The 16,180-nt window shown below is 62.9% G+C and carries 16 protein-coding genes; 3 read left to right on the top strand and 13 right to left on the bottom strand.

The window, feature by feature from the left end:
- Positions 1 to 34: 34 nt before the first annotated feature.
- Both HHL14_RS30970 and HHL14_RS30965 read right to left on the bottom strand, forming a co-directional pair.
- A complete protein-coding gene (locus HHL14_RS30970) occupies positions 35 to 466 on the bottom strand; it encodes an NUDIX hydrolase (protein ID WP_169501413.1) in 432 nt (143 codons plus the stop codon).
- Positions 467 to 554: 88 nt separating this feature from the next.
- The gene (locus HHL14_RS30965; RefSeq protein ID WP_169501412.1) at positions 555 to 1,199 is read right to left on the bottom strand and encodes a LysE family translocator; all 645 of its coding nucleotides are present in this window, start codon (positions 1,197 to 1,199) and stop codon (positions 555 to 557) included.
- Between the two features lie 8 nt (positions 1,200 to 1,207).
- Here HHL14_RS30965 and HHL14_RS30960 point away from each other — a divergent pair, with 8 nt between their 5' ends.
- Entirely contained in the window at positions 1,208 to 1,825 is a 618-nt protein-coding gene (locus HHL14_RS30960; protein WP_169501411.1) for a hypothetical protein, read from the top strand.
- A 99-nt stretch (positions 1,826 to 1,924) separates the two neighbouring features.
- On the opposite strand, the gene HHL14_RS30955 is transcribed toward HHL14_RS30960, so the two are convergent.
- From HHL14_RS30955 to HHL14_RS30940, 4 genes are all read right to left on the bottom strand, one after another.
- On the bottom strand, positions 1,925 to 2,695 hold the full coding sequence (locus tag HHL14_RS30955; RefSeq protein WP_407945320.1) for an amino acid ABC transporter ATP-binding protein: 771 nt from the start codon (positions 2,693 to 2,695) through the stop codon (positions 1,925 to 1,927).
- Between the two features lie 49 nt (positions 2,696 to 2,744).
- Positions 2,745 to 3,713 carry an amino acid ABC transporter permease gene (locus HHL14_RS30950; RefSeq protein ID WP_169501409.1) on the bottom strand — a complete coding sequence of 323 codons (969 nt, stop codon included), beginning with the start codon at positions 3,711 to 3,713 and terminating at the stop codon, positions 2,745 to 2,747.
- Positions 3,714 to 3,794: 81 nt separating this feature from the next.
- A complete protein-coding gene (locus tag HHL14_RS30945) occupies positions 3,795 to 5,078 on the bottom strand; it encodes an NAD(P)/FAD-dependent oxidoreductase (RefSeq protein WP_169501408.1) in 1,284 nt (427 codons plus the stop codon).
- 93 nt (positions 5,079 to 5,171) lie between these two features.
- Entirely contained in the window at positions 5,172 to 6,011 is an 840-nt protein-coding gene (locus HHL14_RS30940; RefSeq protein WP_169501407.1) for a transporter substrate-binding domain-containing protein, read from the bottom strand.
- A 290-nt stretch (positions 6,012 to 6,301) separates the two neighbouring features.
- Here HHL14_RS30940 and HHL14_RS30935 point away from each other — a divergent pair, with 290 nt between their 5' ends.
- Complete coding sequence (locus HHL14_RS30935; RefSeq protein ID WP_169501406.1) at positions 6,302 to 6,745, top strand: PRC-barrel domain-containing protein; 444 nt, start codon at positions 6,302 to 6,304, stop codon at positions 6,743 to 6,745.
- A 76-nt stretch (positions 6,746 to 6,821) separates the two neighbouring features.
- On the opposite strand, the gene HHL14_RS30930 is transcribed toward HHL14_RS30935, so the two are convergent.
- The gene (locus tag HHL14_RS30930; RefSeq protein WP_169501405.1) at positions 6,822 to 7,811 is read right to left on the bottom strand and encodes a substrate-binding domain-containing protein; all 990 of its coding nucleotides are present in this window, start codon (positions 7,809 to 7,811) and stop codon (positions 6,822 to 6,824) included.
- The gene (locus tag HHL14_RS30925; RefSeq protein ID WP_169501404.1) at positions 7,808 to 9,196 is read right to left on the bottom strand and encodes a leucine-rich repeat-containing protein kinase family protein; all 1,389 of its coding nucleotides are present in this window, start codon (positions 9,194 to 9,196) and stop codon (positions 7,808 to 7,810) included. The genes HHL14_RS30930 and HHL14_RS30925 overlap by 4 nt, the downstream gene beginning before the upstream one ends.
- A 271-nt stretch (positions 9,197 to 9,467) precedes the next feature.
- Here HHL14_RS30925 and HHL14_RS30920 point away from each other — a divergent pair, with 271 nt between their 5' ends.
- Positions 9,468 to 10,100, top strand: coding sequence for a methylated-DNA--[protein]-cysteine S-methyltransferase (locus HHL14_RS30920; RefSeq protein ID WP_169501403.1), 633 nt, complete (start codon positions 9,468 to 9,470; stop codon positions 10,098 to 10,100).
- Between the two features lie 194 nt (positions 10,101 to 10,294).
- On the opposite strand, the gene HHL14_RS30915 is transcribed toward HHL14_RS30920, so the two are convergent.
- From HHL14_RS30915 to HHL14_RS30895, 5 genes are all read right to left on the bottom strand, one after another.
- Entirely contained in the window at positions 10,295 to 11,170 is an 876-nt protein-coding gene (locus tag HHL14_RS30915) for a peptidyl-prolyl cis-trans isomerase (RefSeq protein WP_169501402.1), read from the bottom strand.
- A gap of 60 nt (positions 11,171 to 11,230) precedes the next feature.
- A complete protein-coding gene (locus HHL14_RS30910) occupies positions 11,231 to 13,060 on the bottom strand; it encodes a ShlB/FhaC/HecB family hemolysin secretion/activation protein (RefSeq protein ID WP_169501401.1) in 1,830 nt (609 codons plus the stop codon).
- Positions 13,060 to 15,108, bottom strand: a complete 2,049-nt coding sequence (locus HHL14_RS30905) for a two-partner secretion domain-containing protein (protein WP_169501400.1) — start codon at positions 15,106 to 15,108, stop codon at positions 13,060 to 13,062. Before HHL14_RS30905 ends, HHL14_RS30910 begins: the two co-directional genes overlap by 1 nt.
- Positions 15,109 to 15,256: 148 nt before the next feature.
- Entirely contained in the window at positions 15,257 to 15,466 is a 210-nt protein-coding gene (locus HHL14_RS30900; protein ID WP_169501399.1) for a hypothetical protein, read from the bottom strand.
- A 529-nt stretch (positions 15,467 to 15,995) separates the two neighbouring features.
- The coding region (locus HHL14_RS30895) for an integrase core domain-containing protein (protein WP_169501398.1) at positions 15,996 to 16,180 on the bottom strand (185 nt) is incomplete at its 5' end.

Genomic DNA, 16,180 nt, shown 5'->3' with positions numbered 1-16,180 from the left:
AGCGGTGACGCGCGCGACGCGTGGCTCGCGACAATCAGGGCTTGAAATCGGCCAGCATCACGCCCTCGCGGATCTGCGCGAGGGCGGCCGCGATGTAGTCGACGACGGGCGTTGGCGGATGCTCGGGTTTCGCCCATACGAAACCCGAGCATTTATGCGGTTCCGTATTCGCGATCACGCCATCCCACTCGCGGCACGCAAGAAAAAAGCTGATGCGGTTCTGATCGGAATCGCGCCGCATTACGAGTTTGAATTCGAGCGTGCCGGGTGCGATCGTGACGCCGGCCTCTTCCTTCGATTCGCGAATTGCGCACTCCTCGATCGATTCGCCCGGCTCCAGATGGCCCGCCACCAGCGAATACTGGCCATCCCTGAAGCCGGTATTCGCGCGCTGCAGGAACAGGCACTCGCCGTGTTCGTTCAGAAACAGCACGTTCACGTCGACGACGCTTTGCATTCGGCTCATGGTTTCGCGGGCGGGAAAGAGGGAATGGCAAGTGTAATTCAATGCACGGCGGCAACGCACCGCCGTAGCGTAAAACCGCGCCGCGCCGCTACGCGCGCTGCGCAGTGAGCAACTTGATACCAAGCGCGACGAAGATCAGCCCACTGCCGCGCCTGATTGCCGCGAGCCAGCGGTTCGCACCGAAGCGCCGATGAATGCCGCGCACACCGAACGAGTAGATCGTATGCACGATCGCGACGATCACCGCGATTGTCAGATACATCACGATGAACTGCCCGCTCAAAGCGCGCTCGTGGTCGATGAATTGCGGCATGAATGCCGACAGAAAGATTAGCGTCTTCGGATTGCTGCCCGATACCAGCAATGCCTCGCGGAATACTTTTTTCCGTTCGAACACCGCAACGGACAATGCACCCGCATCGGCCTGCGTGGTCTGCGCAGGCTGCCGTTTGCCGCTGAGCAATTGCCGGACGCCGAGATACATCAGATAAGCCGCGCCGAGTACCTTCATCGCGACGAAGAGCGGCGGCAAGGCCGCCAATACCGCGCCGACGCCAAGCGCCACGAGTATGACCACGACCAGTTGCGCAAGCAGATTTCCCGCGACGCTCGCCGCCGCACCCCGGCTTCCGTAGCGAACCGAATTGCGGATCACGAGCAGCACGTTCGGTCCCGGCGAAATCGTAGTGAGCAGATAAGCGGCGGCAAAAAGCAACCAGGTGTGGAATGACATGGAGAGCCTTGCAGTTCGTTTCGGAAGCGTTCCGACAGCAAGGAGATGATGCCACGAAAAAAAAAGCCGCGACCGCCATCACGGCAGCCATTCGGGAACAGACGGCAGCGCGCTTTTCACAAAACCGCTTTTCACAAATCCCTTTCCCGCGCGTTCATACCACCGCAGTACAACCCGTCACGGAGGATATCGACATGAGCAAGCTCGATCAGCAGGACGCGGAACGCATCATTACCGCAGCGGAATTTCTGGCCTTGAACGAAAAGGGTATCGACGGCATGGCGCTGCGCTGCAACCAGGGGCGCACCTATGTCGGCGGCGACGGCTACAACCTGGACCCGAACAACTACGCCACCAGCGTCGATTACGCGACCGCTGTCTATGCGACGGTCTGCTTCTCGCAGGACACGATCCACGGAGGAATCGACAACTACTACTTCCTGTTCATGAGCAATTGTGCGGTCGCGAATGGCGAAACCTACAACTACTATCAGAGCAATCTCGTGTATGCGACGCTGCCCAAATGCAACGGGCTGGGTGCCGCGGCGCAGGTCGAGTCGAGCCTCGGCGCGAATGGCAGCGCGATTACGATTGCGCGCTGGGTGGTCGAACAGCTGCTGGCCTGAACCCGCGCGCGCCGGCTTGCCCGGCTTCGCGGTCCACGGGCAAAGCCATCCCTATCCAGCTTTGCCCCGTTTGGCCCGTGAAACGCGCGATCCTGCGCCTCAGTCGGCTCGGACCACCTGACAGAGAAACTGCTTCAGGCGCGCGCTGCGCGGCTGATCGAACACCTCGCGTGGCGTACCGGTTTCGATGATCTCGCCGCGATCCATAAACACCACCCGATCGGCGACCTGACGCGCGAAGCCCATTTCGTGGGTCACGCAGATCATCGTCATGCCGGAGTCCGCGAGGCCGATCATCGTTTCGAGCACTTCCTTGATCATCTCCGGATCGAGCGCCGAAGTCGGTTCGTCGAACAACATCACCTCGGGCTCCATGCACAGCGCGCGAGCGATCGCGACGCGCTGCTGCTGCCCGCCCGACAGTTGCGTCGGATACTTGTGCGCCTGCTCGGGAATCCGCACGCGTTCGATATAGTGCATCGCGAGCGCCTGCGCATCGGCTTTGCTGATGCGGCGCACGTGCGTCGACGCGAGCATGCAGTTCTCGAGCACCGTCAGATGCGGAAACAGATTGAACGACTGAAACACCATGCCGACTTTGCGACGGATCGCGTGCAGCGTGCGCACGTCGTCGGTGACTTCGACGTCGTCGACCAGAATGCGTCCCTGCTGATGCCGTTCGAGCCGGTTGATGCAGCGGATCAGCGTCGATTTTCCCGAGCCCGACGGCCCGAGAATCACGACGCGCTCGCCGGGCGCGACGTTCATACTGACGTCGCGCAGTACCTGAATCGAGCCGTACCATTTGTTCACGTGCTCCAGCGCGACGGCCGGCCGAATCGCTGCAGGCACCGGCTGTTCGATGCTCAATGTCGCTTCCCTCATGCTGTTCCCGTAAGTATCGAATCGACGAGCGACTTCATCGCGCGGACTTTCTGAAGCGGCGTTCGATCCGCGACTGGATCACTTCGAGCACCATCGACAGCAGCCAGTAAATCAACGCGGCGCTGATCAGCATCTCCATGTGGCGGAATTCGCGCTGCCCTTCGGTGGTCGCGACATAAGTCAGCTCCCACACGCCGACGACGGACACCAGCGAGCTATCCTTCAGCATCGCGATGAACTGATTGCCGGTCGGCGGAATGATCACGCGCAACGCCTGCGGCAGAATCACGAGCCGCATCATCATGCCGTGGCTGAGGCCGAGCGCGCGCGCCGCATCCCACTGCCCTTTCGGAATGCTTTGAATGCCCGCGCGAAAAATCTCAGTCATATACGCGCCGTAGCACAGCGACAACGCGGCAACACCGGCCGGAATCGGATTGACGATATAGCCGAGTTGCGGCAGGCCGAGATAGAGAATGAAGATCTGCATCAGCAGCGGCAGGCCGCGGAACAGCGACGTATAGAACGTCGCGATACCGATCGCGATGCCGTTCGACGACAGCTTCGCCAACGCACCGATCAACGCGAGCACGAAGGCAAGCGCGATCGAAATCGCCGAGATGTACAACGTCGTCGTTGCGCCTTGCAGTACCAGATAGCCGATCTTGCGCTCGATGAATTCGAAGCTCAGATTGAAGGTCGAGAAGAACAGCACAACCAGCAACGCGAGTTCGCACCACACGACGGTGATCTGCCAGCGCAACGACAACCGCAGCAGCAGATAGCAATTGGCGATCAACGCCGCGATCGCCACCGCGCCGCCCAGCAGCTTCTGCAGCAAGGTCGCGTCGATGCCGAGCGCCGGCACGCCCTGCGTAATGCCGCCGATCCAGTCCGGCGCGTGCTGCACCGCGAAGTATCCGCCGAGCAGCAACGCGCCGAGCAGCACGAGAATCGGGCCCGGATTGCGTTTTTCGACGCCGTCAGCTTCTTCTGCAAACATGTGTTCCTCCGTCATTCCGCCGCAAGGACAGTGCACGACTTCGTTCATGCCGGCCATGGAGACCATGCCGGCCACGTCGATTCAAGCCGCGCGTTCGCGCATGAAATCCATCAACTGGTAGTACCAGTAGGTCAGTTGAACCGCCGCCGTGCCCGCCGGTCCGCCGTTCCATTCGAGACCGAACGGCGCGAACAGCCGGTAGCGATCGGTTTCGTCGGTGATGCCCTGGGCGATCAGGCGACCGCCGACCGCGGTCGTATTCATGCCGTGACCGCCGAAGCCCATGCAGTACCAGACGCCCGTATGCATCCGGCCGATCAGCGGCATCAGATGCCGCGCGTATGACATGCGCCCCGACCACGCGAGCGCGACTTTCAGCTCGGCCAGTTGCGGATAGGTATCGACCATGCGCCGGCGCAGCAACTCCGCGAGCCGATCCGGTTCGGACTTACGCGTGGTGATCATGCCGCCCCACAGAATCCGCTCGCCGCCGTCGACGAGACGGTAGTAATCGCTCGCTCGCCGGCTGTCGCCGACCGATGCACGCGTACGGATCGCGGTCGCGATCAGGTCCGGAGCCTGCTCGGTGACCAGCATGTAGGTCGAAATCGGCAGATAGCTGCGCGCGAGTTGCGGCACCACGTTGCCGGTGTAGCCGCCGCAGGTGAACACGACATCGCGCGCCGTGACCGTACCGCGCGCCGTCCTTAGCCGCTTGACCGCCGACGCGCAGTCGAGCGACAACACTTCGGAATCCTCATACACCTGACCGCCGAGCCGCTCGACTTCCGCGACCAGCGCCCGCGCGTAATTCAGCGGATGGAAATGGAAACCGCGTTCGTTATACAGCGCGTGCCGGTACTTGTCCGACACGAGCCACTCGCGAATCTCCTCGTGGCTCCTGAAGGTGACGTCGTACTGGAACTCGTTGGCGAGCCATGCCTGCTGCGCCTGCATGTCGGCGGTGTTCTCGTGACGCGACACGCGCAGCACGCCGGGCACCGGCTGCGCTTCGTCGATGCCGAGTTGCCGGATGTTGTCGGCGACGATATCGACGCCCTCGATCGACATCCGGTAGATCGACTTCGCATCGTCGACGCCGACGCGCTGCGCGATGCGCTCGAAGCTCGTCGAATAGCCGGGGCTGACCACGCCGCCGTTGCGGCCCGACGCGCCCCACGACACGCGCTGCGCTTCGAGCAGGACCACCGAGCGGCCACGCCGCAGCAATTCGAGCGCCGTGGTGATCCCGGCCATGCCCGCGCCGACCACGCAGACGTCGGCCGTCACGGTGCCGTTCAGCGACGCGCGCGGCTCGACGGTGCGCAGCGTGCGGGTGTAATAGGTATCGAGGTAAGAAGCCATCTTCTGACGGGTGCGGCCTGATGGTGAGGGGTGGGCAAGTACGGCCGGACGAAACGCGCCGCGCGACGCCCGCATCGCGGCGCGATTACGCGCTTACTTCGTATAGTCGTTGCCGAACCACTTCATGCTGAGCTTCGTCAGCGTGCCGTCCTGCTTCATCTGCGCGACGATGTCGCCGACTTTCTTGTCCCAATCGGCGTCGCCCTTGTCGGCGACGATCGCGAGCGGCTCGCGGAATGCGTAGTCGCCGGGGACGATCTTCACCGGGTAGCCGTTCTTGATCGCGTTGAGCGCGGTCTGCACCGGCGTCACGATGCCGTCGAGGCGCTTGCCGTCGCCGAGACGCAGATCGTCGTACGGCAACATCGAGTCGGCGTAGGTTTTGATTTCCTTCGGCGGCTTCGTCATGTACTGGAACGCCGGCACATCCGGGCCCGCGATATTGAGGCGGTTACGCACATAGTCTTCCGACGTCGTGCCCGCTTCGACGCCGATCACCTTGCCGTTCAGATCGGCCCGCGTCTGCGCCTTCGAGTCCTTGTTCACGACGAACACGTACGGGCTGTAGTAATAGACGGCCGGGAAGTCGAGCAATTCGGCGCGCGGCTTGGTCGGCGTGACGGACAGCACCGACAGGTCCCAGCGACCATGCCAGTGACCGCCGGTCATCAGGCTGAACTGCGGCGTATCGAACGTGACCTTGACGCCGAGGCGACGCGCGATTTCCTTCGCGACGTCGATATCGAAGCCGTCGAATTCGTGCTTGTCGTTCAGGAATGCCTGCGGCGGCCACTTGCCGCTCGTCGCGACCATCATCGTGCCGTTCTTCATCACACGATCGAGCGTCGCGCCCGCGTGCGCGCTGACAGCGCTCAACGCGATGCCGGCACCGAGCGTCAAGCCGAGCAGGCGGGTCAGAATGGACTTAGCCATGTTGCGTGTCTCCTGTGTTGTTTTTGCATTGGTGCTTGCGTCCGCTTATTCGCGTACCGTCCGCGTTGCAAACTCCGTCACGGCCGGTCCACGTTGGCGCGATATTAAGTCACCCCATCCACACCTGCCATTGACAAATCGGCAACAGGTCATTCCGAAAACGCATCAAGTTGCCTCCTTGGGCAGCATCGCCGCGCGACTGCCTGCACCACGCGCCGACGCGCCAGCCGGGCACGTCGCGTGCTACGTGTCGACGCACACCAACCAACGGGCAATCAGGGAGTCCGACAATGAAAGCGAAGAAAATCGCAGGCACACTGACGTGCGCGGCCACGCTGGCCGCGCTGTGGATGTCGCCGGGTGCATGGGCGCAGGTTGCGGGATTGCAGCCGCTCGGTGGCACGATCGAGCAGACCAATGCGCTGCTCAAGGGCTGGAGCGTGCGGCGCGCGCTCGTCGACGAACCGGTCTACAACGATCTGAACGACAAGATCGGCAGCATCTACGACGTGATCATCGCGCCGGATCGCAAGGCGAGCTACGCGGTCGTATCGGTGGGAGGCTTCCTCGGCATAGGCAAGCACTATGTAGCGATTCCGGTCGACCACTTCCAGATTCGCGATGGCAACCTGTTCCTCGCGGGCGCCACCAAAGAGGCGCTGAAGTCGGTGCCGGAGTTCGAGTACAACAAGCTCGAGAAGGCGACGAAGCCGCGCAAGGTGTCGGCGGATTGATCGCTTAACGCGCGTTCGCGCGCGTTCATGCGAGTTCGTGGGCGCGCGCGGGCGCTCCTGTCGCCCGCGCGACGCGTTATCGCTTCGTCGCCGTCACCAGTTGCAGCGGCGTCTCGATCACCCTCGACAGCTCGCGCTCCTTGCGGTGCTCGCTGACCGCCTTCAATGCGAAGTCGATACCGAACACCGCCTGACGGTCGGCGAACTGGTTCATCGTCGCGAGCACGCGGCCGTCGGCGAGCAGCGGCCTGATCGTATCGATCGCGTTGTAGCCGGTCACGTAGACACCGCCGCCGCGACCCGCGTCGCGAATCGCGTCGACCGCGCCCATCGCCATGTTGTCGTTGCCGCACAGCAGCGCGCGCAGTTGCGGATGCTCGGCGAGCATCTTCGTGGCCACGTCGCGGCCCTGAGCGTAATCCCAGTTGCCCGACTGAACCGCGACGACTTCCATGCCCGCGGCCTCCATCGCATCGCGGCCGCCGGCCGTGCGTTGCTGCGCATTGCGGCTCACCGCAATGCCCTCGATGATGCCGACCTGATCGCCGCGCTTCAGATGGTCGGCCAGATACTTGCCGACCTGACGCGCGCCGTTGCGGTTGTTCGGCCCGACGAACGGCACCGAAATGCCGGCGGCCTTCTGCGCGGCGTCGTCGAGCGGATTGTCGATCGTGATCACGATGATGCCGGCGCGGATCGCGCGCGCGACCACCGGCGCCAGCGCCTTCGAATCGGTCGGCGCGATCACGATCGCGTTCATCTTCGCGCGGATCATCTCGTCGACCATGCGAATCTGCGCGGCGGTGTCGGTCTGCTTCGCGGTACCGCGTATCGTCAGACTGAACTGCGACGCGAAGTGCTGCTGGTAATTGCGCGCGGCGTCGACCATCGCGACCGTGAACGGGTCCGTCATCGATTTGACCACCAGCGCGATCTTCAGCTTCGCGCCAGGCGGCACTTCGGCGCACGCCGCGCCGGCGAACCCGGCCATGCCGGCGAGCGCCGATACGCCGGTCGCGGCCAGTGCGCCCGCGAGCAGCGCGCGGCGGCGCATGTTCTGCGTCATGGCTTGTCTCCTTCGCAGCGTTGCCGATCGAGCGACGCGACGTGTGCGGCGATCTCGTCGAAGAGCGGCCGGCTGTCGATGTCTTCGCTCAGGCAACGCGTTTTCAAGTCGGCGAGTTGGGTGGCAAGTTGTGTTGCGGATTGCGGCAGTTCATCGAGCCCAGCGAGCCCATCGAACGCATTGCAACGTTCGAGCAGCTCTTCGAGCAGGCAGCCATACGCGCGTACTTCGAGCCGCTGCAGCGCGATGCCGAGCTCGCGATCGTTGGCATCATAGAACGACGCCGCGCCGAAGTCGCCGAGCAGCGCCTGCCCCGCGCCGCCGTGCAGGATATTGTGCGCGTACAGATCGCCATGCATCACGCCCCGCCGATGCAGATGACTCGCCACCTCCGCGATGCCGCGCGCAATACCGAGCACGCTCGCGAGATCGAAGCGCGCATCGTCGCAATAGATGTCGCGCGTGCACGACGCGAGGCTCGGCGGCCCGGCGAGATTGGCGAAGCGCGGCTCGATCAGGTCCATCACGAGCCCATGCGTATCCGCCGGATGACCGATCAGCTTGCCGAGCACCGGAATCAGATTCGGATGATCGCCGGCGCGAATGCAAGCGGCCATTTCGCAATCGGGCAGACCGTCGCTCGTCACCGCGCCCTTGAACAGCTTGACAGCGACCGGACGCGTGGCACGCTCGCCGTCCTCGCGCCACGTCGCGCGATGGATCACGCCCGAGGCGCCCTCGCCCAACTGCTGTTCGAGCGTCAGCGCATCCCAGCGAATCGTGCGGATCGGCGTGTCACTCAACGCCGTGTGTTCGAACGCGGCATTGAACGGATTGCCCGCATACGCCAGCCACGACAGGCGCGGCAACCGCAGCAGCCAGCGCGGCAGTGCGTCGAAGCGGTTCGCCGCGAGCCGCAGCAATTCGAGCCGCGAGCACGTGGCCAGTTCATCGGGCAGCGTGCGCAGCCGGTTGCCGGCGAGCATCAGCTTCTGCAGCTGCGTGCAACGGCCCAGCTCCGCGGGCAGGCGCTCGATTTCGTTGTCGGTCAGGATCAGCCAGCGCAGATGCTGCGGCAGCGCGCGCGCCGGCACTTCGCGAATGCGATTCGCCTTGAAGCCGATCATGCTCAATTGCGCGCATTCGCCGAGCACGCCGGGCAGTTCCGTAAACGGATTGTTCGACGCGAACACGATGCGCAGTTTGCGCAGACGCGGCAGATCGTCGGGCAGCGCGGTCAACGCGTTGTTCGACAGATCGAGCACTTCGAGCGTGTCGGCGAGATCGAAAATCTCGCGCGGAAATTCGCTCAGGCCGCACGCCAGTTTGAGCTGGCGCGCACCCGCCAGTTGGCCAGCCCGCAGTTGTTCTAAAGTCGTGGTCACAGTCGTGGAAAAAAGGTTCGGGTAGCGCCGCGCGTCGTACCGAAGGACTCAATTCTACTGAGTCGGGGTCCATTCGGGGCTGTCTGCGGTACAGTGGCAGGATCGTCGCGGTTCAGACGAATGCGAATCAGACAGCAAGATCCGGAGCGCGTTCAGACCATGCGAGCGGCACACTGCAAGATAACGGCGCGGCCTTCATGCAGCTTTCGGTAACCGCTCGCGAGTCCGGCTCGCCAGCTTCGCGCCTCCACCCCGTCAGGAGCAAGACAAAGTGACGTACGCATACAAGTTGATGGATTCGCCGGTCGGCCAGTTGAAGCTCGTCGCGAAGGACGAGCACCTCGCCGCGATTCTGTGGGAACACGACAAGCCGAACCGCGTGCGGCTCGGCGAGATGGTCGAAGCGAACGAATCGGCAGTGCTGCTCGAAACCGAGCGGCAATTGCGCGAGTATTTCGCGGGCACGCGGCAGCGCTTCGATCTGCCGCTCGACTTCCAGGGTACCGAGTTCCAGAAAAAGGTCTGGCACGCGCTGCTGACGATTCCGTTCGGCCAGACGCGCAGTTACACCGAGATCGCGCAGCAGGTCGGCAACGTCAACGCGGTGCGCGCGGTCGGCGCGGCGAACGGGCGTAATCCGATTTCGATCGTCGCGCCGTGTCATCGCGTGATCGGCGCGTCGGGCGAGTTGACCGGCTTCGCGGGCGGCCTTGCCAACAAGATGCTGCTGCTTTCGCTGGAGGCGGGGCAGACGTCGCTCGAAGCGGCGGCGGACGATGGGCAACGGTGTGACGTGGTGCGGGAAGCCACGCAGGCAACCCGTGCGGCTAAAAACAACGCCCCCGCGAAAGCGACGCGTCATCCGCCGAGCCGCGGCACGCAAGGGTCGTTGTTCGGCAGTTGACGGCAATCCGGCTGAAACCAGGCGAACGCGGGCGAAAGCGCTAGCGTGGAAGCCGCGCCCACGCCCTCATCCTGTGCCCTCATAATCGGGCACCGCGGTGCGTGCCCGCGAAAGCGGGCCGCCCGGCTCAAAGACTTGCGCCCGCGCACCTGAACCGTGGTGCGCAGTAGCGCATGACAGTTGCCGTCCCAACGTTACTGCTGGATCGACGCATTCTTGAGCAGGCCAGCGGAGAAATCCGCGGCGGCTTTCTCCGTCGCCAGCACCTGCAACTGCTGACGGATCGTTTCCTTCGCCTGATCGAACGCGGGAACCTGCGTCGGCCGCTTCGCATCGAGCTTGACGATGATGCGCGTCGATCCCTCGACAATCGCCTCGGGCGTCACGCCGCCGACCGGCAGTTGCGTGATCGCCTGCGCGACCGCGAGCGGCAGACCGCTGGTTTTGCCTTCGGTGACGGGTGTCTTGAAGCTGACCCACGGCAACTGGCCGCCGTTCATCCGGCTCGGCGCCACGCTGTATTGCTCGGCCAGCATATCGAACGCTTTGCCCGCCTTCAGTTCGCCGATCACCGTCGCCGCCGTCGTCGCATCCGAAACCGCAATGACGCGCGGCTTGTATTCCTCCTTGCCGAGCGATGCGACGATCCCGTCGAAGCGCGCCTTGACCTGCGCGTCCGTCACCGGCGCAGGATGAATGTTGTCCTTCAGATAAAGCTGGGTCTCCGCATTGATCTTCGCGTTGTTCATCGCCTGCTGCACTTCCGGTTTCGCGTCGTAGCGAGCCTTCTCCGCATGCTGGCGGAACAGTTCACGCACGATCAGTTGCTGCCTGGCCACCTGACGCAGTTGCGGCGTGTCCTGCTGATGCGTCGTTTGCGCCGCGAGCCGCACGACTTCGTCGAGCTGCGCCTGCGAAATCGCCGCGCCATTGACGATCGCCGCCGTGCCGGCCGGCAATGTAGAGACCGGCGCGGCGGCCGTCTGAGCGAATGCGGGCGCTGCCGCTCCGAGGCCGATCATCAATGCGGCGACAAGCGTCGCTCTGGTTCTGTTGGAATGATTTTTCATGTTCCGAATCCTTCGTTTTTACTGTTACTTTTACTGCTGTTACTGCCGTTTTTTACTGCTTCAATACGTCCAGTTGATGGTGCCGAGAATCAGCGTCGCCTTCGATCCCAGCGCCGCCGGTTGCGTCAACGCGCGTCCCGCGAGCAGTTCGCCGGACAGCAGTTGCCGATGCCATTGCCACTGCGTCCGTACGCCGAACCCCGCCCCCACGAGCGACGGAAAACCCGGCATCGCGACGAGCGACGCCTTGCCCGCATCGAAGAACACATAGGGTTCGATGCGGCCGTCCGGCCATGCGGGCGCATTGACCCACGCGAGTTCGTTGCGCGAGTAAATGCCCCGGTCGCCGGCAATTTCACCGGAGCGGAAACCCCGCACCGTGTCCATGCCGCCGAGGTACAACTGCTCGGAGCCGTACAGCGCGACGTTCGTGTACTGTCCGCCCAGCACGCCGCGATATGCGAGCTGCGCCCGACCCAGCGGCGGCAGCGGCACCGTGAACGTCGCCGTCGCGTCGAATTTGGTGAACTGGCCGTGCGCGTCGGTGCGCGCGATGTTGGGCTTGTTGTGGTCGGCCTCGAGCCACGGCAGTCCCTGCGAAAGACCCGCATCGAGCGTCACACTGCCGGGCGCGTCGTTGAGCACGAACTTGTGCAGCCAGTTGCCGCCTGCGCGCAGCACGGCGATACGCTCGGGGTCGAGACCGATGCCATTGGTCTGACGATCCGTGCGCCGCCACGACAGCGTCGCATCGAGGTTGACGATGTCGGCCTGCGTGCGATCGAGCGCGTAGTTCCAGCCGAGAATGTGGCTCAGCGTGCGGCCGTAAAGCAGCACGCTCGTGCCGACCACCTCCTGGTACTCCGAGTCCGACAGCGTGTAGCTGAACGTGTGGCGGCCGAACGGCACCGCGAACGAACCGACGAGCGCATTGCTGTCGGTGCTGTCGATGAAGTTCAGGCTCAGCGATTCCTGCAGGCCGATCAGGTTGTCCGCCTCGAGGCCCGCGCGATAGCGTGTGACGCCCGTCGCCGAGCTGCCGTAGTTGTCGACCCCGAGGCTGTAGTAGACACCGTCGCCGGAACGGTTGCGGATGTCGACGACCGAATCGCCGGCGCTCTGGCCCGGCAGCACCTGCACCGTTGCCTGATTGCGCCGCAGCCGGTTGATCTGCGACACGCCCTGATCGATATCCTCGAGCCGCAGCGGATCGCCGGGCGCGGCAGGAAACGCGTTCTCGTAGCCCGCATCCGTCAGCCAGCCGCCGCCTGCTGCCTTCTCATCCGTTTTCAGTCGATGGATCGGCTGGCCATTGACCGTATAGGCGCCGATGTGGCCCACCTGGACCGTGACAGTTAGCGTACCGCTGCCGAGGTTCTGCGGTCCGAGCAACGCGCGCGTGGTCACGTAACCCGCCTCGACGAACGCATCGGTCAGCCGCTTCAGCAATACGTTGATCCGATGCGAGCCAAGCGCGTGAGCGCTGAACGGCGCGACGATCGCGTCGAGTTTCGCCTGCGGCACGCCGGATGGCGAAACGAACGGCGCGTTGCCCGGTGCGGTCAACACGATCTGCCTGACCTCGAACGTCGGCCCTTTTTCGACGATCTGGTCGACTGGCGTGTCGGCAGAAATGTCGAGCGTGGTTTCTTCCGTCGACGGCGCGATGCTCACCGACGCAGGCGGCTGCGCGAGCTGCCGCTGCCGTGCCCGCCGGCGCTGTTCGTCGATGAGCTGCTGGCCGGGGTCCTGGATCGGACGCACGGCGGTGCCCGGAGGCAACGCAGGCGGCGGCGTTTGCGCGACCGCCGGCAGCGCGGCGCCGATCTGCAGCACCGCTGCCGTGGTCAGCGTGACGCTCCTGCGAATACGAAGTGGTGAGCCTCGCATCAGAAGCCGATCCACGTCGTCAGGCCCAGATGCTGGCCGATCTGCACTGGCGTAGTCGACGGCGCGCGCACGGTCGTGATCGTGCCCGTTGCGCTGACGCCGTTCGCTCCGCTGATCGAACCGCCGTCGACGATCGCGTCGCCGGTCAGATGCACGGCGCCGTCCGCGCTAAAGCCACCACCGATGTCGGTCGCGATGATCTGCGCCCATGTACTGCCGAAGAACGCCTTGAAGCCGTGATCCTGGTTGATCGCCGAATAGCCGGCGACGCCCTGTGCGTACGTGACGGGCGCGGTGACGTCGAGATCGCCGCTAGCGGATACGTTGCCGCCGAGATTGCGTGCGACGTTGCCCGCGGTAATCGACAGATCCGCACCGGACTGGATCGTGCCGCCGTATGGGACGATATCGCTCGATGCGCTCGCGTGACAGAAGATCCAGCAACTGTGCGAATAGCTCGCCTGGCCCGAGAACACCGCGGCGTTGGTAAAGGTGTCCTTCGCGGTGATATCGATGGCGCCATGGTTCGAGTAGATGATGCCGCCCGAGTTGGTCACGTTGTTGCCGGAGATCGTCACCGCGCCCGAGATCGATCCGATGTACGCAAGCTGCTCCGGGTTGCTGACGGTGCCGTAGTCGACGTCGAAACCGCTTGTGGTGTGCGTGAAGAACAGGAAACTGCCACCGGTACGCGAGTAGGCGACGGGAGTGCCGTTATTGATGCCGCTCGTGTGGTCGATGATGTTCTGCACGTCGCCTTGCGCGGTGAGCGCCAGGTCCTGGTGGGAGAGAATCCGCGCGTTGTCGTTGGTGATGTCGCGTTGCGCGCTCAGCGACGTCGTGCCGTTCGCGGCGAAGATGACGCCGAGATTCGCGGGCGTCGAGCGGTTCGTGATGCTGCCGTTCGCGGTGAGCGCGACGTTGCCGCCGACGCTGCTGCCGTCGGTGAAGAGTGTGCCGGCCTGGATCACGCTGCCGATGTTCGTGATGTCGCCGGTACTGGTCAGGTTGACCGAGCCCGTCAGCGCGTTCAGCATCGACGGGCCTGTTGCGTCGTCGTTCAGCGTAATCGCTCCGGCGTTCGCCGTCACATCGTTCGTGGCGCTCATCTGCGCGCCTTGCAGCGAAACGGTGCCGGGCGTCGTGATCGCAATGTCGTGTTCGGCCTCGATCGACCCATCGGCCACCGTCACGTCGCCATTCGACGATACGACCACATCGCCCGCGCTTGCGTAGATCGTGCCGAGGTTGCGCACGCCGGCGCCCTGATCGGTGACGATCAGCTGCACGTGACCACCGGTGAGGCCGCCGGCGGCAGTGATGTCGATGGCCAGTGCGTTGTTCTGCGTTTTCGGTGAGGTGGTGCTGGTTAGCCAGTCATGGCCGTTGTCCGAGGGAGAAAAGCCGGTGTCCCAGGTGGTGGTGCTGTCGCCGACCGTCGCGCGTACGCCGCCCGTGGAGCTGGTGTAATCGTTCACGACCGGACCGTTCACCGCGAGCTGCTTCGCGACGAGATCGAGGTTCACGAGCCTGCCCGACAGCCCGCCTGGGCCGATCGTGATCGCGCCGCCGTTCGTGGTCAGCACGACGTTGCGTTGGAGTGCGCCCGATTCGAGCGTCTGGTCGGCAAAGCTCACCTGGCCGGTCGATAGCACGACGTGGCCCGCGTTCACGAAGCTGCCGCCGTTGACGGTGATGCCGTTCGGGTTCGCGAGGATCACGTTGGCGCGCGGGCCGAGCACCGAAATAGCGCCCTGGATCAACGAGGGATTCGTGCTGGTGACCTGGTTGACAATCGTGTTCGCGTTGATGCCGGTGTTGTTCAGGTCCGCGCCGGCCGATGAAACGTTGAACGACGAGTACGTGTTGTGAGAAACACCGCCGGTTGCAGGGGCAATGTTGACGGTCTGGTGGCCATTGGCGGCTGTCGCTACCGACGTGGACGTGCCGCCGTCAGGGCGAATACCGGCTGCTAATGCACTTTGCGTGAGTGCGCAGAGCGTTGCACAGACGGCAAGTGATATCAGCGTATGGTACGTAATCTTCATTAGTACATCAAAACTATTAAATTAATTTAACTTTTTTTGGGCAGTTACTTCATTTTATAGATCACGCGCGATGTTCTGGGTAATTTCTTGTCCCTGTTATGCGTTCAGAATCGATCCTTGTGGCAACAAATCGAGATAAATCCGACAGTCAGCAAAAATTGAACGCAACTTCCTCGATCAATCTCGCATCGGCATCTGTAACTCTTCCTGAAAGATAAGGAATCGACTTCACCAAGACACCCTTTGCTGGGACTTCGTCCCGTTCGGCAAGAGCTAGCAACCGTTTCATCAAAATCGAGTCCGTCACGTAGGTTTCGATAAGATGTATCAAATGCAGGCGCAATTCGTCGGTCGTCATTTTTGAGACTAAAACTGTAGCGTTCTTCGATTGAGCCTTCGTGCGGGAATTACAGGTATCAGCTGCTCCTGTACATTGTCCCCATACTACGGGTGGGCATTCGCGTAGGGCTCAAGTCCGGGACCAGTGCGATCCTGGCATTTACAAATCTATTAAGGTCGAAGAGCTGCAAGGTATCGAACTCCGCTTTGAGACTCGCCGCGTAGAAGTGCAAGTTCATGCCGGCCATATCTGCCTGTCCGCTATTGAGCTGCGACATCGCACTCGAGAACAACGTGCCCGCTCCTGCGTGACCGGGTTCGAATCGTTACTCTGAGAAATCGATAATCGGAACGATCCCTTGTGCCGTATGTAGAACATAAGACTCAAGCCCGTCCTTTTCCGGAATCAACTGTAAAAGCTGCATATCCTCAAAGTGCAATGTCAAAACTTTGCTTTTTTCATCAAAGCGGGCGTCGACGATAGAGGAGAGGTGGCCTCACCCGTTCGGACAGACTTCTGAGATTTTTAAGTGGAACGTCCGGGGCAGTCATGCTGCCAATTTGATCGCAGGCAGCGTCGCGAAGTATGCCTCATCCGGCGTGCGGTCTTCCAGACTCGAATGAGGTCGTCTCTGGTTGTACAGACTGATGTAATCGCCGATTGAGCGCCGGGCGTGGCTGACCGATTCATAGGCTTTCAGATACACCTCTTCATATTTCACGCTTCGCCACA

The organism is Paraburkholderia antibiotica (assembly GCF_012927125.1).
GTDB classification, from domain to species: Bacteria; Pseudomonadota; Gammaproteobacteria; order Burkholderiales; family Burkholderiaceae; genus Paraburkholderia; species Paraburkholderia antibiotica.
This window is presented reverse-complemented; position numbering and strand designations above follow the sequence as displayed.

What these genes read in the sequence shown, in the direction of transcription:
- HHL14_RS30970 (WP_169501413.1), bottom strand. Translation starts at nt 466, where the DNA reads ATGAGCCGAATGCAAAGCGTCGTCGACGTGAACGTGCTGTTTCTGAAC.
- HHL14_RS30965 (WP_169501412.1), bottom strand. Translation starts at nt 1,199, where the DNA reads ATGTCATTCCACACCTGGTTGCTTTTTGCCGCCGCTTATCTGCTCACT.
- HHL14_RS30950 (WP_169501409.1), bottom strand. Translation starts at nt 3,713, where the DNA reads ATGTTTGCAGAAGAAGCTGACGGCGTCGAAAAACGCAATCCGGGCCCG.
- HHL14_RS30945 (WP_169501408.1), bottom strand. Translation starts at nt 5,078, where the DNA reads ATGGCTTCTTACCTCGATACCTATTACACCCGCACGCTGCGCACCGTC.
- HHL14_RS30940 (WP_169501407.1), bottom strand. Translation starts at nt 6,011, where the DNA reads ATGGCTAAGTCCATTCTGACCCGCCTGCTCGGCTTGACGCTCGGTGCC.
- HHL14_RS30935 (WP_169501406.1), top strand. Translation starts at nt 6,302, where the DNA reads ATGAAAGCGAAGAAAATCGCAGGCACACTGACGTGCGCGGCCACGCTG.
- HHL14_RS30930 (WP_169501405.1), bottom strand. Translation starts at nt 7,811, where the DNA reads ATGACGCAGAACATGCGCCGCCGCGCGCTGCTCGCGGGCGCACTGGCC.
- HHL14_RS30915 (WP_169501402.1), bottom strand. Translation starts at nt 11,170, where the DNA reads ATGAAAAATCATTCCAACAGAACCAGAGCGACGCTTGTCGCCGCATTG.
- HHL14_RS30910 (WP_169501401.1), bottom strand. Translation starts at nt 13,060, where the DNA reads ATGCGAGGCTCACCACTTCGTATTCGCAGGAGCGTCACGCTGACCACG.
- HHL14_RS30905 (WP_169501400.1), bottom strand. Translation starts at nt 15,108, where the DNA reads ATGAAGATTACGTACCATACGCTGATATCACTTGCCGTCTGTGCAACG.
- HHL14_RS30900 (WP_169501399.1), bottom strand. Translation starts at nt 15,466, where the DNA reads ATGACGACCGACGAATTGCGCCTGCATTTGATACATCTTATCGAAACC.